The sequence below is a fragment of the Desulfosporosinus sp. HMP52 genome (genome assembly GCF_000765145.1).
Taxonomy (GTDB): Bacteria; Bacillota; Desulfitobacteriia; order Desulfitobacteriales; family Desulfitobacteriaceae; genus Desulfosporosinus.
Genome location: NZ_JMGA01000031.1, coordinates 49,566 through 69,462 on the forward strand (window position 1 = coordinate 49,566; position 19,897 = coordinate 69,462).

The following is a 19,897-nucleotide window of genomic DNA, read 5'->3' on the forward strand; positions in this document are numbered from 1 at the left end:
TTATGTGAATTAATTCTCATACTGTTTAACATGCCCGCCTTAGAAAAATGACTGCCTTCTTGTGGAAGGCAGTCCATTCACTAAATTACTTAGTGAGCTTATGACATAAACATTTTGACGTCATCTTCAACATTGGAAATGCCAGCTATACCGAAGTTTTCAACTAAAACATTGACTACATTCGGGGATAAGAAGCCCGGTAAGGTTGGTCCGAGGTGAATGTTTTTCACACCTAAGTGGAGTAAGGCTAACAGTACGATGACTGCCTTTTGCTCATACCAGGCAATGTTGTAGGAAATCGGCAGTTGATTGATATCATCGAGGCCGAAAACCTCTTTAAGTTTCAAGGCGATTACTGCTAAAGAATAGGAGTCATTGCATTGTCCTGCGTCAAGCACTCTGGGAATACCGCCGATATCACCTAGGTTAAGCTTATTGTATTTATATTTGGCACAACCGGCTGTTAGGATTACGGTGTCTTGAGGCAGTGCTTTTGCAAAGTCAGTGTAATAGTCCCGGCTCTTCATGCGACCGTCACAACCTGCCATTACGAAGAATCGCTTAATGGCTCCGGATTTTACCGCGTCAACCACTTTATCTGCCAGGGCCATTACTTGATTATGAGCAAATCCACCAATGATTTCCCCAGTTTCGATCTCCGTCGGGGCAGGGCAGCTCTTAGCATGGGCAATCAAAGCAGAAAAATCTTTAGCCTTTCCGTCTGCCCGATCGGCAATGTGCTTAATTCCCTCAAATCCTACAACTCCTGTTGTGTAGACTCGGTCTTTGTAGGAATCTTTCGGAGGAACAAGGCAGTTAGTGGTTAAGAAAACGGGACCGTTAAAGGAATCAAATTCTTTGTCTTGCTTATACCAGGCGTTTCCGTAGTTACCAACAAAATGGTCATACTTTTTGAAAGCCGGATAGTAATGAGCCGGGAGCATTTCACCGTGAGTATAAACATCGACACCTGTTCCTTCGGTTTGTACGAGTAATTCTTCTAGGTCTTTCAAATCATGACCGCTGACGAGAATGGCTGGGTTGTTTCTGACTCCGATGTTAACTTTGGTAATTTCAGGGTTGCCGTAAGTGGAGGTATTAGCTTTATCTAAAAGAGCCATAACATCTACACCATATTTCCCTGCTTCTAAGACTAGACCCACTAAATCGCCGACTTCTAATGTATCATCAATAGTCGCTGCCAAGGCTTTTTCAATAAAGGCGAAGATTCCGCTTTCTTTATGCTCTAGAGTATAAGCATGCTCTGCATAAGCAGCCATCCCTTTTAGTCCGTAAGTGAGCAACTCCCTGAGAGATCGAATATCCTCGTTTTCTGTGGCTAAGATACCAACAGCTGCAGCCTTCGTTTCGAACTCTTCGGCAGGTGCAGTCCAAGTTGCCGCGTCATGTAAGTTCTCCGGAATTATACCGCCTACTCTTATGAGAGCTTGTTTAAGATCTTCGCGGAGTAAGAGTCCTTCTTGAATTCGTTCAACGAAACGAGCTTTGTCGAAGTTGGCATTAGTAATTGTGCTAAAAAGGCTTTCCATGATAAATTTCTCTACGTCTTTGCGAATAAGATAACGTTCCCGCGCTTGAACCGCGTAAACGGCGATTCCTTTCAATGTATAGATCAGAAGGTCTTGTAAGTTAGCGACATTTTCGTTTTTCCCGCAGACACCCTTAATCGTGCAGCCCGTTCCTTTGGCGGTTTCCTGACATTGATAACAAAACATCATTTGAAAATTACCCCTTTCATATTAAAGCGCCCGTGCGGTGCGTTTTCTTTGATGTGTTCATATTATCAGAATGAACGGTGCGCTTATGTGATTTGGGTCACGGTTGCAATGTGATTAATAAAAAGAACATTTCCCTTTGATAGGGATAATAATTTTATCTTTTTTAAGCGATAATGTACTTAAGAAGGGCTGAAAGGATGATTTTATGATTGTTGTGACTACAGAAAATATACCAGGTAAAAAAGTCGTGGAAGTTAAAGGGCAAGTTTTTGGGCTCGTTGTTCGAGCTCGTGGGATTGGCAAAGATATTAAGGCTGGGCTAAGAGGTCTAATCGGAGGAGAGATTAAGGAATACACAGAGATGATTGAAGATGCTAGAAGGCAAGCCATTGATCGTATGGTTATAAATGCCAACCTCATGGGTGCTAATGCTATTGTGATGATGCGTTTTGATAGTTCTTCGATTATGAATAATATGTCTGAGATTGTGGCCTATGGAACAGCTGTTGTTATTGAGGATTTTGAATGATCTACATTTTAGCATTTTATGGAATTCAAATACTACTACTGATATTTGTTGGAATCATCTCCTGGAAGTTTTATGATAAACGCATCCGAAATTACAAGAGGGCTCCTACGGGTTATGTTAAGACTGACGAGGTCTTTAGAGATCCAATCACAAATAAAACTTTAAGGGTGTATTATAACAAAGAAAACGGAACACGAATTCATATTGAAGACTAACTAAGTACCCTCGGATCGTCGAGGGTACTTGGTTAGTCTTCTCAGTTTGTTTTAGCAAATAAATGTACCGAAAGACGAAATATTAATAATAATAGTTTGATATTATGATTATTTTGCCTGTTCTTAAATTGACAGATTTTCTTTAGCGGAGTATTATAAATTATAAGAAATATAATTTCTGAATTATCAAACTACATCCATTCTAACTATTTACTGCCCTTGAAAGGAGATGACGATATGCGGGTTTTAAGATCTTTTTGGGATTTCTTGGTTTTCTTTGGAACTTGGCTTTGGCCTTATGAGGAGCAAACAGTAACGGACGTTAAATAAACGTCCGTTTTCTTTATAATCAAGCTAAACTATTATTAATTCCATTACTCTGCAATCTATCGAAATGATTGAGAAATTATAAGTATTGCCCCTTTAAGTGAGTTTCTCTTATTTAATAATATTAAAAGACATGGACGATTATTAATCCATGTCTTTTAATATTCTAAAAAGTTTAGAATGAAAGGATCTTAGAATTAAACATCATGAATCCATAAAAACAGTACTTAAGTATCCTAAAAGCTCTACAATAGATGTATGGGGGACTTCTGAAGCAAGAATTATATCAAAATAGATAATTTGCTCAGATCTATCAATATCCCAGATCACCTTCTCTATAAAACCTTTGTCAATTAGCAAAGAGGTTTCAAGCTTTGAAATTGTTAAGAGAGCTTCCTTCTCTAAATACGGAATTACATCACTGTATTGTTCAAGGTCAAACTCTCGATAAAACTTGACCTTGTTTCTGGACACGAAGGTCACATGGCATGGAACCAAGCATAAATCCTTTGATTCTTGGTAATCGCTCATAATGGCTTCATTAACATTACTTGTATGTAAAGCTTTCATATTTCTCCTCCGGCAGTCAATTATATAATTCGGCTTGGATAGCCTCTTATATAAATACGATTCTCAGCTCTTTTTTAGAGGGGCCGGAGTAAAAAAAATCAAAAAACTAAAGCCACCCTATTAGTCGAAAGACCGTTAAAATAAGGATCATTAAGGTGGAGGCAATAATCACATATAAGCTATTCCAACGGGGACCCACATTCATGGGAGACAGGCCTGTCAGTCCGGATAAGGCGATAACTGTTGCCGATGAGGGTGAAATCGATATTCCCATAGCCCAGCTAATTGCTAAAATTAGGGCAACATAGGTTGGAGTTACGCCATAAGCAGCAGCTTGAACCGTGCCGCCAATAATAGTCACCGGAATTATAGGGTGGATGCCTAAGGCAGAGAGTATCAGAATACTAACGATAATTACGATAGCCAGCAATACAGCATTTTGTCCAACAAAGAGGGATAAAATCACTGATAAATAGTTTCCTAAATGTGAGTAATTGATACTGGTAGCAAAAAGTCCGGCACCAACAAAAAGAATTATCTCGTTTTTAAGCTTTGGAACACTTTCCTGAAAATAACCTCTAAACTCTCTAATCAGGATCCCTAAACGGCCAATTATCCCCATCCATACAAATGGGAAGATCAGTGATGCCAAGGAAACCACAATAACCGTATGTATTCCTGTAACTAAGGAGATGACAGCAATAGCGGTAATTAAAATTATACTAAAAACACTGAGCTCGAATACTTTCTTCCCATCATATTCAACATCAGGCTCCTCAACTGCAGAATCCAAACTTATCCCAGCCCTTTTTTCCTCATACATGGTCATAAAGTACCCTACTAAGCCGGCTATTACACCACATAAAATGGCATAAGGAGAAAAAAGAAGCCAGCTTGCTCCGCTTAGATGCACTATTAAAGCTATGGCGGCAGTGGTAGGAGCCCAGATGGTACAAGTTGCAAAACCTCGAACAATGGCAGAACTTAAGAGCTTCCTGTTAGAGCTTCTAGTGCTGGCCTGACTTATCTGGAGCACGAGGGAAACTACGGCCAAATTTACCAATACTCCTACAAAGGCAGATACAAAGCTTACCAGCAGATAAAAACGGCTATCGTTATAAACATAACGCTTAAAGACCCCTTGTAAGGCTTCAAAGTATCCTCCATGCTTGATGGGAATACCTAAGAGTGGTACCAAGGTAAACATTACGACAAGATAAATGTTTTCTTGCAAGGCTTGTTGCCATACATTAAGAGGCGCATGGTAGAAAAGAAAAAGAAGGATGCTTAGGGCAAATAGCATGAAGCCAATTACCAAAGTCGTACCCCTAACCTCCCAAAAACTAAGCCCAACGACAACAACCATCATCATCAGATTCAAATCATCCATTAAGGTTGATTTGATAAAAAGGTTGCTTAAGAAAATAAATGCAATACATAAAGTGAGTACACTGCGGATACGAGTAAAAAGATCTTTCATAAACTATACTCCTTGCAACGGTCACTTCTTACTATAATCTTCACCGCTTTTTATTATAGCATATTCTTTACAATTGCTTTCTCTAGGATTAAAGAAAAGAGGGGTTGTTCAATAGTTTTAAATCGTTGTTTTACATCCTTTACATTTTACTACTATAAACATCAATGCAAAAGCGGTCTCTTCACCTGTGGAAGCAGACCGCTTTTCTATAGAAATAATCACTTTGATTTGGAACCAGTTTTCACACGACCCCTCTTGCTTTGTTCTCTTACTAATGATGGTCTTAATAGTCTAGTATTGCTCATTGCTGCTTTTGTTTGCGATGTTGAACCCAAGAATATAAGATAGGTTCAAGGGCAGATACGACTATTACAGCAAAATAGGCAAAAGCACTACCCATCCCGGGGAAGAATGCCAATACACACATAATGAGTCCTGCAATAAACCAAACAAAGCCCCCATGACGATGGGTTTTGGCCCACACCACCTCATTATCCAGAGTCCAAGGTGTCTTAATGCCCATGAAATAATTTTGTTTAAACTTAGGCATCAAATTTCCCAGGACTATGAAAAGAATACCCACCATTAGTTTTATAATCGTATCAACTTTAATAAAGGTTGCTCCCAAACTAATGGACATTGTTACAAATTGCAGAATGGCAAAGAAAGCGACTAACAAAAATCTAATTAAAAGGTATTGTTCTTTAAATCTATCGTAGTTAGCTTTTTTAGGATCAATTTTTGGTAATATGGCTACCAGAAGGGTTACTGCTATTCCGATTAGCGGAGCCATAAACGCCCAAGGGAATTTGGGATACCAGGCATCAATTTCGCCTTGAATATTCCAATGCATAGGGATTTCTGCAGGCAAATTGTTAAAGATGAAGGCTGTAATTACCAGAGGAATCAAGGCCATGGCCCACATTAATCTCATCATTACTTTCTCGTTTTTCATTGTTTATCGACCCCTTTCAGCTCTATTAACCAAGCCATGATTTCTTCAATGACCGAAGTATTCAGCTCGTAGAATATATATTTGCCATCCCGTCGATCCGTGACTAATCCCCCGTCCTTTAATACCGAAAGATGGTGTGACACAGTGGCCTGGGTCATTGAAAAATGAGCAGCAATATCTCCTGCTGTCATATCACCATTCTTCAGCAAATTTAAAATCTCTCGTCGAGTTTTATCGGACATTGCTTTTAAAGATTCCTGAAACCCCATATCGCTCCCCCCTTCATTTAGAAGATCATCTAAATGTATTTTACCCCTCTATTAATAAAAAAACAATATACATTTAGATAAATTTCTAAATGTATATTGTTGATACTTTGGTTCATTTTTCCTTTTCCTCAAATAGCAAATTAGGCAAGGGAATTCTACTTCTTCGAGTAGATGTACCATATTCTCCTTAGGTCGAGATAACTCCACCGAAGTCTCGATGTTCAGCAATAAGCTGTATGAGTTCACTCTACTTCCTGCCCATTATTTCTCTAACTTTGTTAGTTTCTGACGGCCTTTCTAATCTCTTCTCTCAAAGAGCTTACAGCTTCCTCACTTGTAGCCCAGGAAGTTACAAGCCGAATAGCCGAGTGATCTTCATCGATTTTTGCCCAAACATAAAAAGCATACTCTTCTTGAAGCTTAGCAATCATCCAATTAGGTAGTATGGGAAAGATCTGATTAGATGGCGAATGGGTGAAGAATCGATATCCGGCTTCACTAATTTCAGTCTTGATCAGTTTGGCCATTGCATTGGCATGTCTAGCCAGTTCAAAATAGAGATCATCTCGGAAAAGCTCCAGAAACTGCAGGCCCAGCACTCGTCCTTTAGCCAAGAGCCCTCCCTTTTGCTTAATATGAAACCGAAAATCCTCTTTCAGGGAATCCTTGCAAATCACTAAGGCCTCTCCTAAGAGAGCCCCATTTTTAGTTCCTCCAATATAAAAGGCATCAACCAGAGTTCCCAGGTCACTAAGTTCGAGGTCATTCTCTTCTGAACATAGAGCAGAACCTAAGCGTGCTCCATCCAGGTATAATATCAAACCATTGCTCTGACAATACCTGCTCAATTCTACGAGTTCACCCTTGGAATAAATCGAGCCGATTTCTGTGGGATTTGAGATGTAAACCAATCTCGGCTTGACCATATGTTCGTCCGTATGGGCATCCAGAACAGCTTGGATATGACCCGGGGCCAGCTTCCCATCCCTCACTTCGCAAGAGAGTACTTTATGCCCCGTCCCTTCGATAGCCCCGGTCTCATGGACAAGAATATGCCCGGTATTAGCCGCAATAGCCGCCTCATGAGGCCTTAGAAATGCTGAAATCACCGTAAGATTGGTTTGGGTTCCTCCGGAAAGGAGATGAACATCTACATCCCTGCGCTTGAGCTTTTTTTTAATCAACTCGATTGCTTCTCTTGTGTACTCATCCTCACCATAACCTTTCATCTGGTGAAGATTTGTCTGGATTAAGGCCTCTAAGATCCTGGGGTGTGCCCCTTCGCTATAATCATCTTTAAAACTGTACATTCAGTGCATCTCCTTTATCTCTAGTTAAGCCAGTTAACTAATGTTCATCCCTGGTTTGCTTTAACTTGCTTGCTTCTTAATTGTCCGCAGGCAGCCTCGATATCTCTGCCATGCTCCAGACGGATACTGCAATTAATCCCATGCTTTTTAAGAACATCATAGAAAGCAAGCATGGTTTCATGGTCACTTCTCTGATATTGTGGATGTTCATCCACCGGGTTATAGGGTATTAAGTTTACATTGATAAGTTGTTGGATATTTTTTATTAAACTTACCAGCTGAAGAGCATGCTCACGCTGATCGTTCAGATCCTTGAGCAGAATATATTCTAAGGTTATCCGGCGTTTGGTTTTCGCAAGATAGTACTCCACGGCTTGGATTATCTTTTCCAGGGGGTAAACCCGGTTGATTTTCATAATCTGTTCACGGAGTTCGTTATTTGGGGCATGTAAGGAGATGGCCAGATTTACCTTTAAATCACTGTCCGCAAACTCATAAATTTTGTCCGCCAAACCGCTGGTGGATATTGTGATACCCCTGCCGGGGATGGCAAGTCCTTTGTGGTCTATTATAATGCGTAAAGCGTCCATAACATTTATATAATTATCAAAGGGCTCACCAATTCCCATGACGACTACGTGACTCACTTTCTCACCCTGGCGAGCATTATCCATGTATTCTTGGACTTTCATGATTTGCTCCACGATTTCACTGCCGGACAAGTCACGATGTTTGGTCAATAAACCGCTGGCACAAAAACTACACCCAATATTACACCCAACCTGAGTGGTTACACAAACGGATGAACCAAATTTATGTCTCATCAAGACTGTTTCAATCAGGTTGTCATCCGGTAATCTGAACAAGAATTTAATCGTTCCATCCACGGATTCTTGGCTTGTATGTTCTCTTAAAGATTGCAATATAAAGTGATCTGTTAATAATTCCAGACACTCAGGATTGAGATCGGTCATTTCCGAAAAATTTGTAACGCGCTTTCTATAAAGCCAATCCCAGACTTTCAAAGCACGGGATTTTTTTTGCCCATGATCTTGCAGCCACTCAATCAGTTGTTCTAGGGGTAATCCATAGATGGATTCTTTTTTCATGATAACCTCGCTATTATTCATCAGATTTGCGAATATTGATTTTGCCTAACGGCTTTTTTGCTAAAGCTCTATAACAATGCCAGAGCCCTTAACTTATGGTTAAGTCTCTGGCGGATTATCAAATTTTACTGCTAAACTAGGCGTGTTTAACTATAACTAGTTAAATATTTCTCCCAAGTTTATTTTCATATCCGGGAACAAAGCTACTCTTACTATCTCTTCTTTTCCGTAGATTTGAGGTTCGGCGAAGAGGTTCTCGGAAAAACTATACACTTCCATTATTTGATTGAAGGGATGGGGGTTGCGTCATATCATAAATCACACCATCGATTTTTTCCCAGCGTTCAAACTCAGACTCTATCGGTCTTTTTCCCACCTAAAGTTCCCCCCTTATCTTACCTTAATAATAAGGAAGGATAGACTAGGTTAATTATACCATAACTAGGGAATCACTATCTACCTGGGGTAGTATTCCTGAAAATAGCCTCAAAATCAAGCTGTTCAATATTCGTTGCCTAAGATCCAATATAATAATATAGTGGTGACTCTTTCTGCCAAGGTAAAATAGAAGGATGGCAAAGCCATCCTTCTATTTATTAGTACCAATACTCCATATTTCTTCAAGCTTAATCACGGAATAATGCTCGTGACTAGCCTACACTGATGTTTAGAGATTCTGGATTCCTATAATCCTTATAAAATACTGACAGACCCCTCATACATCAAGCCTGTCATGGCATCAACTGTTAAAGTCTGACCATCTGAGACCTTAGAAAAAGCCTCAACAGCACCGACAATCGTCGGAATACCGAACTGCACAGCTACAATAGCGGCATGTGACGTCAGACCACCTTCCTCAACGACTAACGCCCCTGCGCGAGCAATTAAAGGAACAAATTCTGCATCCGTAGATTGGGCAATTAGAATTTCCCCGTCATTAAAAGTGTCCTTACTCGGTACTTGAACTCTGCGGGCAGTACCGGAATAGGATTTGCGTCCAATCCCCATTCCTTTGGCAATGATATTCCCCATTATTTGGACTTTGATCATATTGGTAGAACCTACCTTGCCGATGGGAACACCTGCTGTAATGACGACTATATCCCCGGACTTGATATAATTTTTATTTAAGGAAGTATTCACGGCAACTGAAACCATTTCATCCGTTCCAGAACTCTGAGGGACAACGATTGACTCCACGCCCCATTTCAGGGCTAACTTCCTGGCTGTTTCAGGAAATGGAGTAGCTGCGACAATCAAGGCCAGGGGACGGTACTTGGAAATCATACGGGCTGTCAAACCCGAATGGGTGGGTGTCAGAACTGCCGCGGCTTGCAGATCTTTAGCAATAGTAAAGCTGGCAAAACTAATGGCCTCGGCAACATTGACTTGAGGATGTTGAGCTGCTTTATTGTCTAAGCAAGTTAGTTCTGTGCGCTGAGATATTCTATCCATCATCCGGACGGCTTCAATGGGGAATAGCCCTGCCGCTGTTTCCCCGGACAGCATAATGGCGTCCGTCCCATCTAAGATAGCATTGGCTACATCACTGGCTTCCGCCCGAGTTGGTCTCGGTTGACGTATCATAGAATCTAACATCTGAGTCGCCACAATAACGGGTTTCCCCAGCAAATTACACTTGCGGATCATTTCCTTTTGCCGAATCGGAACTTCTTCTACGGGTATCTCTACCCCCAGATCTCCTCGGGCTACCATGAGACCATCGGCGACTTCAAGAATAGAATCTAAGTTATCGATCCCTTCCCGGCTTTCGATTTTGGCTATGATATGTACATCCGCATTCATTTCCTCACAAATCCTGCGCACGTCCAAAATGTTTAAGGCCTTCCGAGTAAAAGAAGCAGCGATAAAATCAATCCCTTGGGAAATTCCGAAGCGGATATCGGCAATGTCTCTTTCTGTCACAGCCGGCAAATCAATCAGAGCACTGGGAATATTGACCCCTTTTTGAGATTTTAAAATACCACCATTAAGAATCGTAGTGGTAATTAATTCCTTCTCCGCAGCAGTAACTTCCAGTTCGATTTGTCCATCGTCTATAAGAATGCGGCTGCCTGGTTTTACTTTACGCCATAAATCCTGATAAGTAATTCCCACCCGTTCCTGATTACCAATTTTGTTCAAATCCGTATCTAGAATGAAGGTTAATCCATTGGCCAGAACCACACCAGCTTCAGGAACTTTACCGGTACGTATTTCAGGCCCTTTGGTATCCAGCAGAATACCTAAGTGTTTTCCTGCTTTCGCCGCTTCCTCTTTCAAAGTTGCGATTCTGCGACCATGTTCTTCATGGGTTCCATGGGAAAAATTTAGACGGGCAACATCCATTCCCGCTGCCAGCAGAGCTTGAACCTTTTCACTAGACTCACTTGACGGACCAATAGTACAGACAATTTTAGTCCTTCTCATGGTACCTCCCCCAAACTTACAATCCTTTTGTAACCATAAGTTTAACCATATCTACAATGCGGCAGGAATAGCCCCATTCGTTATCATACCAGGCCAACACTTTAACCATGTTATCCCCCATCATCATGGTGGATAAGCCATCGACGATAGAGCTGGCCGGATGGCCGTTGAAGTCATGTGAAACAAGGGGTAATTCTGAGTATTCCAGATATCCGCTCATGGGTCCATTAGCCGCCTCACGTAAGGCATTATTAACTTCTTCTTTAGTTGCAGGTTTTGACAAGATGGCCACAAAATCTACTAAAGAAACATTAGGGGTTGGTACCCTAACAGCTAGTCCATTCATTTTCCCGGTTAATTCCGGTATAACAAGGGTAACTGCTTTAGCAGCTCCTGTAGTCGTCGGAATCATTGATTGATAGGCGGCTCTCGATCTGCGCCAATCCTTGTGCTTTACATCCACGGTTCGTTGATCGTTAGTAACTGAATGGATTGTAGTCATCATCCCCTGCTCAATTCCAAATGAATCAAGCAATACCTTGGCAACGGGGGCCAGACAGTTAGTTGTGCAGGAACCATTGGAAATTACATGGTGTTTCAAGGGATCATATTTATCATCATTAACTCCCATGACAATGGTAATATCTTCATCTTTGGCGGGAGAGGAGATTAGGACCTTTTTCGCTCCTGCCGTAATATGTTGGGCAGCGTCATCACGTTTCTTAAATTTACCGGTACATTCCACGACTATGTCTATCCCCAGTTCCGCCCAGGGTAAGTTTAAAGGATTTCTGTCTGAAACAATTTCAATTCGCTTTCCGTCAATAACCAGTGCTCGTCCATCAACTTCCACTTTGTTCGGAAGGGTTCCGTGAACGGAATCGTACTTAAGCAAATGGGCCAGCATATCCGGACTGCCCATATCATTAATTGCCACCACTTCAAAGGGCAGTGATTGATTCAGGGCTGAACGCAGTGTAAGACGACCTATTCGACCAAAACCTGTAATTGCTACGCGGAAACTCATGGTTAACCTCCTCTTAATCATACCGAATAATAGAACAATATATTTATATACAACATTCTATAATTCTGTGTAAAGGGACAAATTCCTTCTATCCGATAAAATTTAAAAATTTCAGATTACTAGCAAGCAGAGCCTAAATTCCAACTTAGCCGATGCTTAATACAAATGACACCTTTTACTAAAATTGAGCATAAAAACTTCGGTGCGGAAGTTAAACCCCACCGAAGTAAGCTTAGGCATACCCCATATGAAGCAATAGGAAATTCACCGATTGATACAGCTAAGTATCCACTCACCCGAATCTAGCTTTGTTTCCTTGCAAAGGATATATTTTTGTTAAATTAGTTCGTTGCATGTGGCTTCTGAAGGAATTTCTGGACTTCGTTAGGATCTCAATCCATTCTTCGGCGGAAAATAAGACAGCTATGGAGGTTAGCCCCTCCACAATCATAGAATATCTCTCGGGATAATCCTTTTCAATAACATCCAAAATTCCTTCCGGAAAATCCCGAACATACTTCTTCTTCTTATTTCCACTTCTTTGATAATCAGCTAAGTCCTTCATACAATACCTCACCAGCGGTTGATAATCTGCAACCTTTCCTTAGGAAAGACGATTCTTAAAGTCTTCATAGCCAAATTGCTTAACGACTTTAATTCCTTCCTCTTCATTATATAATACAATCGAGGGCAGATTAACCCCATTGAACATATTATTCTTCACCATAGTATAGTGTGCCATGTCACAAAAAACAAGCCTATCCCCAGATTTTAATGGCTGTTTGAATGAATAATCACCAATGATATCACCAGCTAGGCAAGTATGTCCACCAAGTCTATAGGTATAAGAATACTCCTCCGGCTTTCCGGCATCAATAATCTTTGGTCTGTAGGGCATTTCCAGCACATCGGGCATATGACAAGCGGCAGAGGTATCTAAAATGGCAATTTTCATTCCGTTGTCTACAATGTCCAGAACTTTAGCAACCAAAAATCCAGTGTCTAAAGCAACGGCTTCACCAGGTTCCAAGTAGACTTCTACGCCATATTTGTCCTGGAAGTACTTTATTGAACGGACTAAGGTTTCAATATCATAATCAGGTCTGGTAATATGATGCCCTCCACCGAAATTCAGCCACTTCATTTTTTTGATATACTGACCAAACTTCTGGTCAACTACCCGAATGGTTCGCTCCAGGGTATCCGAATTCTGCTCACACATGGTATGAAAATGAAGCCCTTCAAGGCCCTCTAATTCCTCTGGCCGGAAATTTGCTAAGGTCACACCCAGTCTGGAATTTTGATAACAAGGATCATAGATCGGGGTCTCTATCTCTGAGTATTCCGGATTGATACGTATTCCACAGCTTATGGATTTAGTAGATTGGTTTTTCACTTTATCTTTAAATCTATTCCATTGATCGAAAGAATTAAAGGAAATGTGATCACAATAACTCATGATTTCCTCGAATTCTTCTTCTATATAAGCTGGGGCATAAATATGAACTTCTTTCCCCATTTCTTCATAGCCCAGCCTGGCTTCAAATAACGAGCTTGAGGTTACACCCGTCAGATATTTACTGGCCAGTGGAAATAAGGAATACATGGAAAAACCTTTTTGAGCAAGGAGAATCTTACAGCCTGTTCGTTCTTGCACGGACTTCAAGATTTCCAGATTCCTTAAGAATAGTCTTTCATCAACTATATAGCAGGGTGTGGGCAGGGCCTTGATGTCGATGTCCATTAATTCACCTCAATCTAGCAAGGTTGGCGAGAAATCTTCCTGCCAGGGCAAACCGCATTTATTTAAGGCTTCCATGAAGGGATCCGGATCAAATTCTTCCACATTGAAGACACCGGGTTTTTTCCAAATTCCTTTGAGCATCAGCATTGCCCCGATCATCGCCGGAACACCGGTTGTATAAGAGATGGCTTGAGAACCAACCTCAGCATAACACTCTTGATGATCACAGACGTTATAAACATAGTAAGTTCTAGGCTTACCATCTTTAGTTCCTTGAATAATGCAACCAATATTAGTCTTCCCTTTAGTTCTGGGGCCCAGGGAAGCCGGATCAGGCAGCACTGCTTTTAAGAACTGCAAGGGAATAATTTGTTGTCCCTCAAAATTTATCGGCTCAATGGAGGTCATGCCCACATTCTCCAAAACCCGCAGGTGATTGATGTAATTGTCTGAGAATGTCATCCAGAATCTAATCTTTTTTATCCCCTTGATATTGATGGCTAGGGATTCTAGTTCTTCATGATATAACAGGTAAATGTTCTTAGGGCCTATTTGGGGCAGATCATATTCTTTTTTCACTGCCAGAGGTTCAGTCTCAATCCAGGAACCATTTTCATAGTATCTGCCGTTGGCCGTGATTTCTCGGATATTAATCTCAGGATTGAAATTGGTGGCAAAGGGATAACCGTGATCCCCGGCATTGGCATCGACGATATCAATGGTATGGATTTCATCAAAATAGTGCTTTTGAGCATAGGCACAGAAGATGCCGGTAACCCCAGGGTCAAAACCGCTGCCCAGCAAAGCTGTAATTCCAGCTTCGGCAAATTTCTCCCTATAGGCCCACTGCCATTTGTACTCGAATTTCGGAATATCGGGGGGTTCATAATTCGCCGTATCTAAGTAATCCACTCCGGTAGCCAAACAGGCATCCATTATCGTCAAATCTTGATATGGGAGCGCCAGATTAATGACAATATCAGGCTTAAAGCTTTTAATTAACTCAATAACCGCCTCGGTATTATCAGCATCGAGCTGAGCGGTATGTATAATCGTTTGGCTTCCTTCCAATTTGTTTTTGATGGCGTCGCACTTTTCTTTTGTTCTGCTGGCAATACAAATCTCTTCAAAAACATCTGGATTTTGGCAGCATTTATGAATAGCAACACTGGCTACTCCTCCAGCGCCGATAATTAACGCTTTTCCCATATTCAGCACCCTCCAATCACTTTTACAACAATGCAAATTATACATAATACACTATAAATAATCAATTAAAACCCATAATGCTGCAATATTTTTATTTCCCCAGAAATCGCCAACCAATCAGTGATCTTTAAATTAACCATTGAAAAATTAAGGACTAAATACACACCTTAAAGCCTTCTAGAATACATAGGTAAAAAAAGTCATTAGGAGGCTTCTATGAATTATATTGTTCAAGCGGGAGATACCTTATTTACGATTGCTCAAACCTATAATACTTCTGTTGATGTTATTCTCGCCATCAACCCTCAAATCACTAATCCAGATTTAATTTATCCAGGACAGATTATTCTCATCCCAACCAGCAACATAAAATGCCCGGTCTTACACCGTGGAGATCGTGGTTCGGCAGTTAGCAGATTACAAAAACTTCTTATGTTTGCCCGATTTAACCCTGGCCCTATAGACGGTATCTTTGGTCAAAGGACTGAAGCAGCTCTCATTGCCTTCCAAGAAAGCCAGAGAGAGCTTGAAAGAACAGGTATCGCGGATGCGGAAACTTGGGTTGCCTTAGGTGCTGAATGTGAACCCCGGGCGGAGGTTACTACATATATAGTTAGACCCGGTGATTCCTTGTATATTATTGCTACCCGATTTGATGTTTCTATTGAAAGTATATTAGCTATTAACCCTCAAATAACAAACCCAAATATTTTATCTATTGGTCAGGTTATAGATATTCCTCCGAGTTAATCTCCAGTAACATTTGGCTTCTATAGTAGAAGTACTTCTAGTCACATTGATAATACGAACAAAAATAACTAGTTGCCTTATCAGGCAGCTAGTTATTTTTAATCAATAGTCCATCTTTTTGTCAAACCTCACAAGCTCGATGGTCAAAGGGATGCTATAAATTCAAAACCTCCTGGCAATGGGTTTGGATCACATGATGAAGATACTCTTCTAATGTCCATCCTCCAGTATTTTCAGTCTCTTTTTCATAAACCTGTTCTAAAAGTTTAAGCACCGGCGGATCAATAGCGAGGATTTGGCGTTGATTAATTCCTTCATGTCTTTTAATTTCCAAGATGTTCTCTACAAAAAATATCAATCTCTCGGAATACTCCCGATTACCGTTTATTACATACAAGACATCCAATACTTGGGCTGACTTACAACTCAAGTTAATTATATTATAACTCAAATGAAAATCCATCTGGCTAACCACGGTTCCAATTTCACAGATGTTTTCTATTTCACCAATAGTGACTTTAGAGCCTATCTCAAAATCCTGATCCTTTTGACGCAAGAAAACGCTGCCTTCCCAGGGCAATACATTCAGAAATCGACATAATTTCAGAGCAAATCTCTTCAATTCACCTTTAGAAAAGATCTTATTTGCGTATTGACGTCTGATTTCCGTGCTCATTCTGCCTTACCCCCTCTTGGTTGCAAGAGAACTATATTCTTCAAATCGTCTATACGCTCTTGACAACGCATCTTGATCACCTGATTAAAATATTCGTCAAAGGATCCATCAGAATTTTTAGTTTCCTTTTCATAAACCTGTTGCATAAGATCAAATAATGGTTCTTCAATTTCAAAAAAATCCTGTTTGCTGCTTTGAGTCTGCTCACTATACCTGGTCAGCCCCAGGATGTTCTCTGTTAGGAAGACGATCTGGTGAGCGTTTTCTATATCACCCTTAATATTGTAGGTAATCGTCATAGCCTGAGGGTTCAACTTAAATCTAAGCTTGATAATATTTAAGCTGGAGTGGAAGGCAAGACAACTCATGGTCTTGCCTATCTCACAGATATTTATAAGGTCGGTGACAGTACATCGGGTGCTTGTCTCAACACCAGCGCTTTTTTGGTGCATTATAATACCCAGGTCAGTTATGGGCAAATTACCAAACTCAGCCAGAGTATAAGCAAATTGAGTTAATTGACCTTGGGAAAAAATTTTATTCTCGTATAGACGTTTGAGAAATGCAACCTTCACTCAGATAGCCTCCAGATCCCTAATAAAAATCAATCATTTTCCTACCGATACATCAATGGGAAAACTGCTTATCCTCATCGACTAAACCCAGGGCAATTTCTACTAAGGCTGTGAGATGCATCATTTTCATACCAAGCTTGTAATGTCTGTTCATATCAACAAACTGATCCATGCAGTTATGGCAAGGAATACAGCCAATGGTCGCGCCGGTAGCCTGAAGCTGATCGACTTTGGGTTTGGCTTTAATCATCCGCATTTCTTTAGATTCAGCGACGGCTCCCGCTCCCCCGCCGGCTCCACAACAAATGTTCTGCTCCCTGTTGGGCGTCATTTCCCGAAAATCCATGACAGTATGACTCAGCACATAGCGCTGAGGGTCAACAACCCCCTCTTTACGCACGGTGTTACAGGGATCATGTAGCGTTACCGGGATGGTATTTCTGGTCTTATCCAGTTTTAAGGTACCATCTTTAACCCAATCCGCATACAGCTCCATGATATGACGAACCGGCATCTCTTTTCCTTTCCAATAATCCCGGGCAAACACTCTGGTTGACCTGAAGGCGTGACCGCATTCTGTGACAATAATTTCTTTAGCGTTTAACCTCTCAGCTTCTTCAAACAACGGACGTGAGATTTCATCAAATTCATCATTTTTACCGGTGAACAAACAAATATTCGTAGCATCCCAACGCTTAGAGCTAATGGTGAAGTTGGCCTTGGCGGCGTGGAAAACATTGAGGATACTCTGCAGATCAGCCGGATAATGTTTAATTTCCCGGGCATTGAATCCAAAAATAAAATCTGCATTGGGTACATTTAAGGGGATCTTATAAGTCGGATCCTTCAAATCTTCCTGCATCATTTCTTCTATCCATTCTAATGTCTCATCAAAATCTATTTGTTCAACAGCCATCTGATTGCCGGTCCGGATATGATCATCGGCAATAACCTGCAAATAACCGGGTGCCTTTTCCACTTTTCCCCGGAAGGCTCTTGTGAGTGCGTTCATATTCACTCCCATTGGACATTCCACCGTACAGCGATTGCACATTGTGCAATTCCAGATAAAGGGGTCATTTTCTGCTTCTTCCCGCATCCCCAGAGCTACTTTACGTATAAACTTGCGAGGATCCTGATCTTTATGAAGATCACTATAAATACAACCGGCAGTACACATACCGCAAGTAAGGCAATTAGAGAAATCGTAGCCATTTAATAAACCTGCTATTTCTTCACGTAAGGTTGGATCTAAATTTTTAACTCTTATTGGTTCCCGCAATCTTACTGCACCTCCAACATTAATTTAATAGTTCAAGCGTAAATGGAATATCAGGCCGTTTTTCACCTCACTCCCTTAACAAGAGCGCTTGGAGATTTTCCTTGCTGCAGTCAATATTAGTCGCCCTAACCTTTCCCTGCTGTCGGATTCGTTAAACATTTACATCTTCATTTAATTTACGCTTTAATACTCTAATATCTATGTTAAAAAATTAACAATCTAGGAAAGTCAGAAGAGGGCCAATTTCAAGGCTCACTGCAAGTTTAGGGAAAACACAGTGTCGCAAACGCTTTAAAAAATAAGAACCACATTAGTTATTGACATATGTCCTTATAATCAATAATACTCCATTAAAAACATATGTCAATAACTAAAATTCAGATTATTGGAAAAGCATTAAATTAGTTTGTTCTTACCGAGGTAGTTAGGGACAAAGGAAAACAACAAAGAGTTATTTCAGTAATCTTATGACTCCTGAAATAACTCTTTTATTTTTCGGCTATATTTCGCATTTGTATTAAGAATCTAATGGGAATATTATGGCCATTAAAATTTACCTCTCGAGTACTTAATAGTCATAATAACAACCTGCTCTTTCTATGTGCCCTTATATGAAAACTCAATTAATAAAGCCATTCTCATGCAGAAGCTTTTGGGTAACATCCCACAAGTGGTTCTGCATTTTGATATCCCCACCAGGATATATCGGCACAATCCTCTTACCGCTGCCAACATTAAAATATCCCCCGGTCACTTCTTGGTATTGAGGGTCTGTAGCCAAGCGAACAATAATATCAGTGCCTTTTCGTGGATCACCCACATGAAATGCATTCAATATTTTAGCAAGAACTGAAGAGAATCCTAACTCGCGTCCAAGTCCTGTAACATTAAACCCAGGATTAAGGGCATTTACAGCAACTCCTTTCCCCTCCAGTCGACGTCCAAGCTCCCCTGTAAACATAATATTAAGAAGTTTTGTCTTTCCATAAATCAATGAGGAACCTTTAGCCGTAAACTCCGAAGTATCTGTTAAATCTTCCGGCAGACTAAGCCTACCATGTTTGCGTGATGCTTCAGACGCGACATTAACGATTCTTGCATTTTTTGATTCCATTAAGGAATCTAACAATAAATGCGTTAACAGCCAGGGCGCGAGATAGTTTACAGCTATCATTTCAGGAAACCCCTCTTTGGTTATCCGCTGTTCAAATCCATGCAGTCCTGCATTGTTTATTAATACGTCAATTTTAGGATAAGCTGTATTTATTTCACTGCCGATTCTCTTAACGTCCGCCATAAGTGACAGGTCACCATAAAAAAAGTCTACTATTGCACTCGGTGCAACGTCTTTTATCCTATTTCTTGTAGCTACTGCACGTTCTTTGCTTCTGGCAGTCAATACCAGCTTCATCCCGCGTTTAGCTAATTCAATAGCTGCTAATTGACCTAGACCGCTAGTAGCACCGGTTATTACTCCAATCTGGTAAGCTTCCATATTGGCCTCCTTTTATGATGTTTTATCTTTTCACTTGACGTCAATCAAAACTGAAAATATACTTGACATATATCAAATATATGAATTTATTTGATATATGTCAAGTATATTTGCGAGGTAAAATTATGCAAAATAAAAATCACAATCAAAATCCCCCAAGATCTCAACTTGAGCTAAATCTCGGAGAACAGCTTAATGCACTAATC

Annotated in this window: 19 protein-coding genes; 3 read left to right on the forward strand and 16 right to left on the reverse strand. The window is 40.6% G+C overall.

Translation table 11 applies throughout. From position 1 onward, the window contains the following. Positions 1 to 98: 98 nt before the first annotated feature. Positions 99 to 1,739, reverse strand: a complete 1,641-nt coding sequence (hcp, locus tag DP73_RS13280; protein WP_034600134.1) for a hydroxylamine reductase — start codon at positions 1,737 to 1,739, stop codon at positions 99 to 101. A gap of 205 nt (positions 1,740 to 1,944) precedes the next feature. Here hcp and DP73_RS13285 point away from each other — a divergent pair, with 205 nt between their 5' ends. Next, on the forward strand, positions 1,945 to 2,268 hold the full coding sequence (locus tag DP73_RS13285; protein ID WP_034600135.1) for a YbjQ family protein: 324 nt from the start codon (positions 1,945 to 1,947) through the stop codon (positions 2,266 to 2,268). Continuing rightward, complete coding sequence (locus DP73_RS13290; RefSeq protein WP_034600136.1) at positions 2,265 to 2,483, forward strand: hypothetical protein; 219 nt, start codon at positions 2,265 to 2,267, stop codon at positions 2,481 to 2,483. The genes DP73_RS13285 and DP73_RS13290 overlap by 4 nt, the downstream gene beginning before the upstream one ends. 531 nt (positions 2,484 to 3,014) lie before the next feature. Here DP73_RS13290 and DP73_RS13295 read toward each other — a convergent pair. The 11 genes from DP73_RS13295 to DP73_RS13345 all read right to left on the reverse strand — a co-directional run bounded on the left by DP73_RS13295 (position 3,015) and on the right by DP73_RS13345 (position 14,913). Further along, positions 3,015 to 3,380 (reverse strand): hypothetical protein, encoded by a 366-nt coding sequence (locus DP73_RS13295; protein WP_034600137.1) that lies wholly within the window; start codon positions 3,378 to 3,380, stop codon positions 3,015 to 3,017. A gap of 106 nt (positions 3,381 to 3,486) precedes the next feature. Next, positions 3,487 to 4,860 (reverse strand): hypothetical protein, encoded by a 1,374-nt coding sequence (locus tag DP73_RS13300; RefSeq protein WP_034600138.1) that lies wholly within the window; start codon positions 4,858 to 4,860, stop codon positions 3,487 to 3,489. 301 nt (positions 4,861 to 5,161) lie between these two features. After that, positions 5,162 to 5,815: an SdpI family protein gene (locus DP73_RS13305; RefSeq protein WP_034600139.1), complete on the reverse strand. Its 654-nt coding sequence runs from the start codon at positions 5,813 to 5,815 to the stop codon at positions 5,162 to 5,164. Next, a complete protein-coding gene (locus DP73_RS13310) occupies positions 5,812 to 6,084 on the reverse strand; it encodes an autorepressor SdpR family transcription factor (protein WP_014902924.1) in 273 nt (90 codons plus the stop codon). Before DP73_RS13310 ends, DP73_RS13305 begins: the two co-directional genes overlap by 4 nt. A gap of 278 nt (positions 6,085 to 6,362) precedes the next feature. After that, positions 6,363 to 7,394 carry an aminotransferase class I/II-fold pyridoxal phosphate-dependent enzyme gene (locus tag DP73_RS13315; RefSeq protein ID WP_034600140.1) on the reverse strand — a complete coding sequence of 344 codons (1,032 nt, stop codon included), beginning with the start codon at positions 7,392 to 7,394 and terminating at the stop codon, positions 6,363 to 6,365. Positions 7,395 to 7,438: 44 nt separating this feature from the next. Beyond that, on the reverse strand, positions 7,439 to 8,503 hold the full coding sequence (gene rlmN / locus DP73_RS13320) for a 23S rRNA (adenine(2503)-C(2))-methyltransferase RlmN (RefSeq protein ID WP_034600142.1): 1,065 nt from the start codon (positions 8,501 to 8,503) through the stop codon (positions 7,439 to 7,441). Between the two features lie 693 nt (positions 8,504 to 9,196). Continuing rightward, positions 9,197 to 10,933 carry a pyruvate kinase gene (gene pyk, locus DP73_RS13325; protein ID WP_034600143.1) on the reverse strand — a complete coding sequence of 579 codons (1,737 nt, stop codon included), beginning with the start codon at positions 10,931 to 10,933 and terminating at the stop codon, positions 9,197 to 9,199. Between the two features lie 16 nt (positions 10,934 to 10,949). Then, positions 10,950 to 11,960 (reverse strand): type I glyceraldehyde-3-phosphate dehydrogenase, encoded by a 1,011-nt coding sequence (gene gap / locus DP73_RS13330; RefSeq protein ID WP_034600144.1) that lies wholly within the window; start codon positions 11,958 to 11,960, stop codon positions 10,950 to 10,952. Positions 11,961 to 12,252: 292 nt separating this feature from the next. Further along, entirely contained in the window at positions 12,253 to 12,525 is a 273-nt protein-coding gene (locus DP73_RS13335; protein ID WP_034600145.1) for a hypothetical protein, read from the reverse strand. Positions 12,526 to 12,564: 39 nt separating this feature from the next. Continuing rightward, positions 12,565 to 13,704 carry a carboxynorspermidine decarboxylase gene (nspC, locus tag DP73_RS13340; protein ID WP_034600146.1) on the reverse strand — a complete coding sequence of 380 codons (1,140 nt, stop codon included), beginning with the start codon at positions 13,702 to 13,704 and terminating at the stop codon, positions 12,565 to 12,567. A gap of 9 nt (positions 13,705 to 13,713) precedes the next feature. Further along, the gene (locus DP73_RS13345; RefSeq protein WP_034600148.1) at positions 13,714 to 14,913 is read right to left on the reverse strand and encodes a saccharopine dehydrogenase family protein; all 1,200 of its coding nucleotides are present in this window, start codon (positions 14,911 to 14,913) and stop codon (positions 13,714 to 13,716) included. Between the two features lie 216 nt (positions 14,914 to 15,129). On the opposite strand from DP73_RS13345, the gene DP73_RS13350 reads away from it, so the two are divergent. Next, a complete protein-coding gene (locus DP73_RS13350; RefSeq protein WP_034600149.1) occupies positions 15,130 to 15,663 on the forward strand; it encodes a LysM peptidoglycan-binding domain-containing protein in 534 nt (177 codons plus the stop codon). A gap of 154 nt (positions 15,664 to 15,817) precedes the next feature. Here DP73_RS13350 and DP73_RS13355 read toward each other — a convergent pair whose 3' ends face one another. The 4 genes from DP73_RS13355 to DP73_RS13370 all read right to left on the reverse strand — a co-directional run bounded on the left by DP73_RS13355 (position 15,818) and on the right by DP73_RS13370 (position 19,691). Then, complete coding sequence (locus DP73_RS13355) at positions 15,818 to 16,339, reverse strand: hypothetical protein (RefSeq protein WP_034600150.1); 522 nt, start codon at positions 16,337 to 16,339, stop codon at positions 15,818 to 15,820. Continuing rightward, positions 16,336 to 16,914: a hypothetical protein gene (locus DP73_RS13360; RefSeq protein WP_052090672.1), complete on the reverse strand. Its 579-nt coding sequence runs from the start codon at positions 16,912 to 16,914 to the stop codon at positions 16,336 to 16,338. The genes DP73_RS13355 and DP73_RS13360 overlap by 4 nt, the downstream gene beginning before the upstream one ends. Before the next feature lie 52 nt (positions 16,915 to 16,966). Next, positions 16,967 to 18,196 (reverse strand): (Fe-S)-binding protein, encoded by a 1,230-nt coding sequence (locus tag DP73_RS13365; RefSeq protein ID WP_034600151.1) that lies wholly within the window; start codon positions 18,194 to 18,196, stop codon positions 16,967 to 16,969. 619 nt (positions 18,197 to 18,815) lie between these two features. After that, on the reverse strand, positions 18,816 to 19,691 hold the full coding sequence (locus DP73_RS13370; protein WP_034600153.1) for an SDR family NAD(P)-dependent oxidoreductase: 876 nt from the start codon (positions 19,689 to 19,691) through the stop codon (positions 18,816 to 18,818). Positions 19,692 to 19,897: the final 206 nt, after the last annotated feature.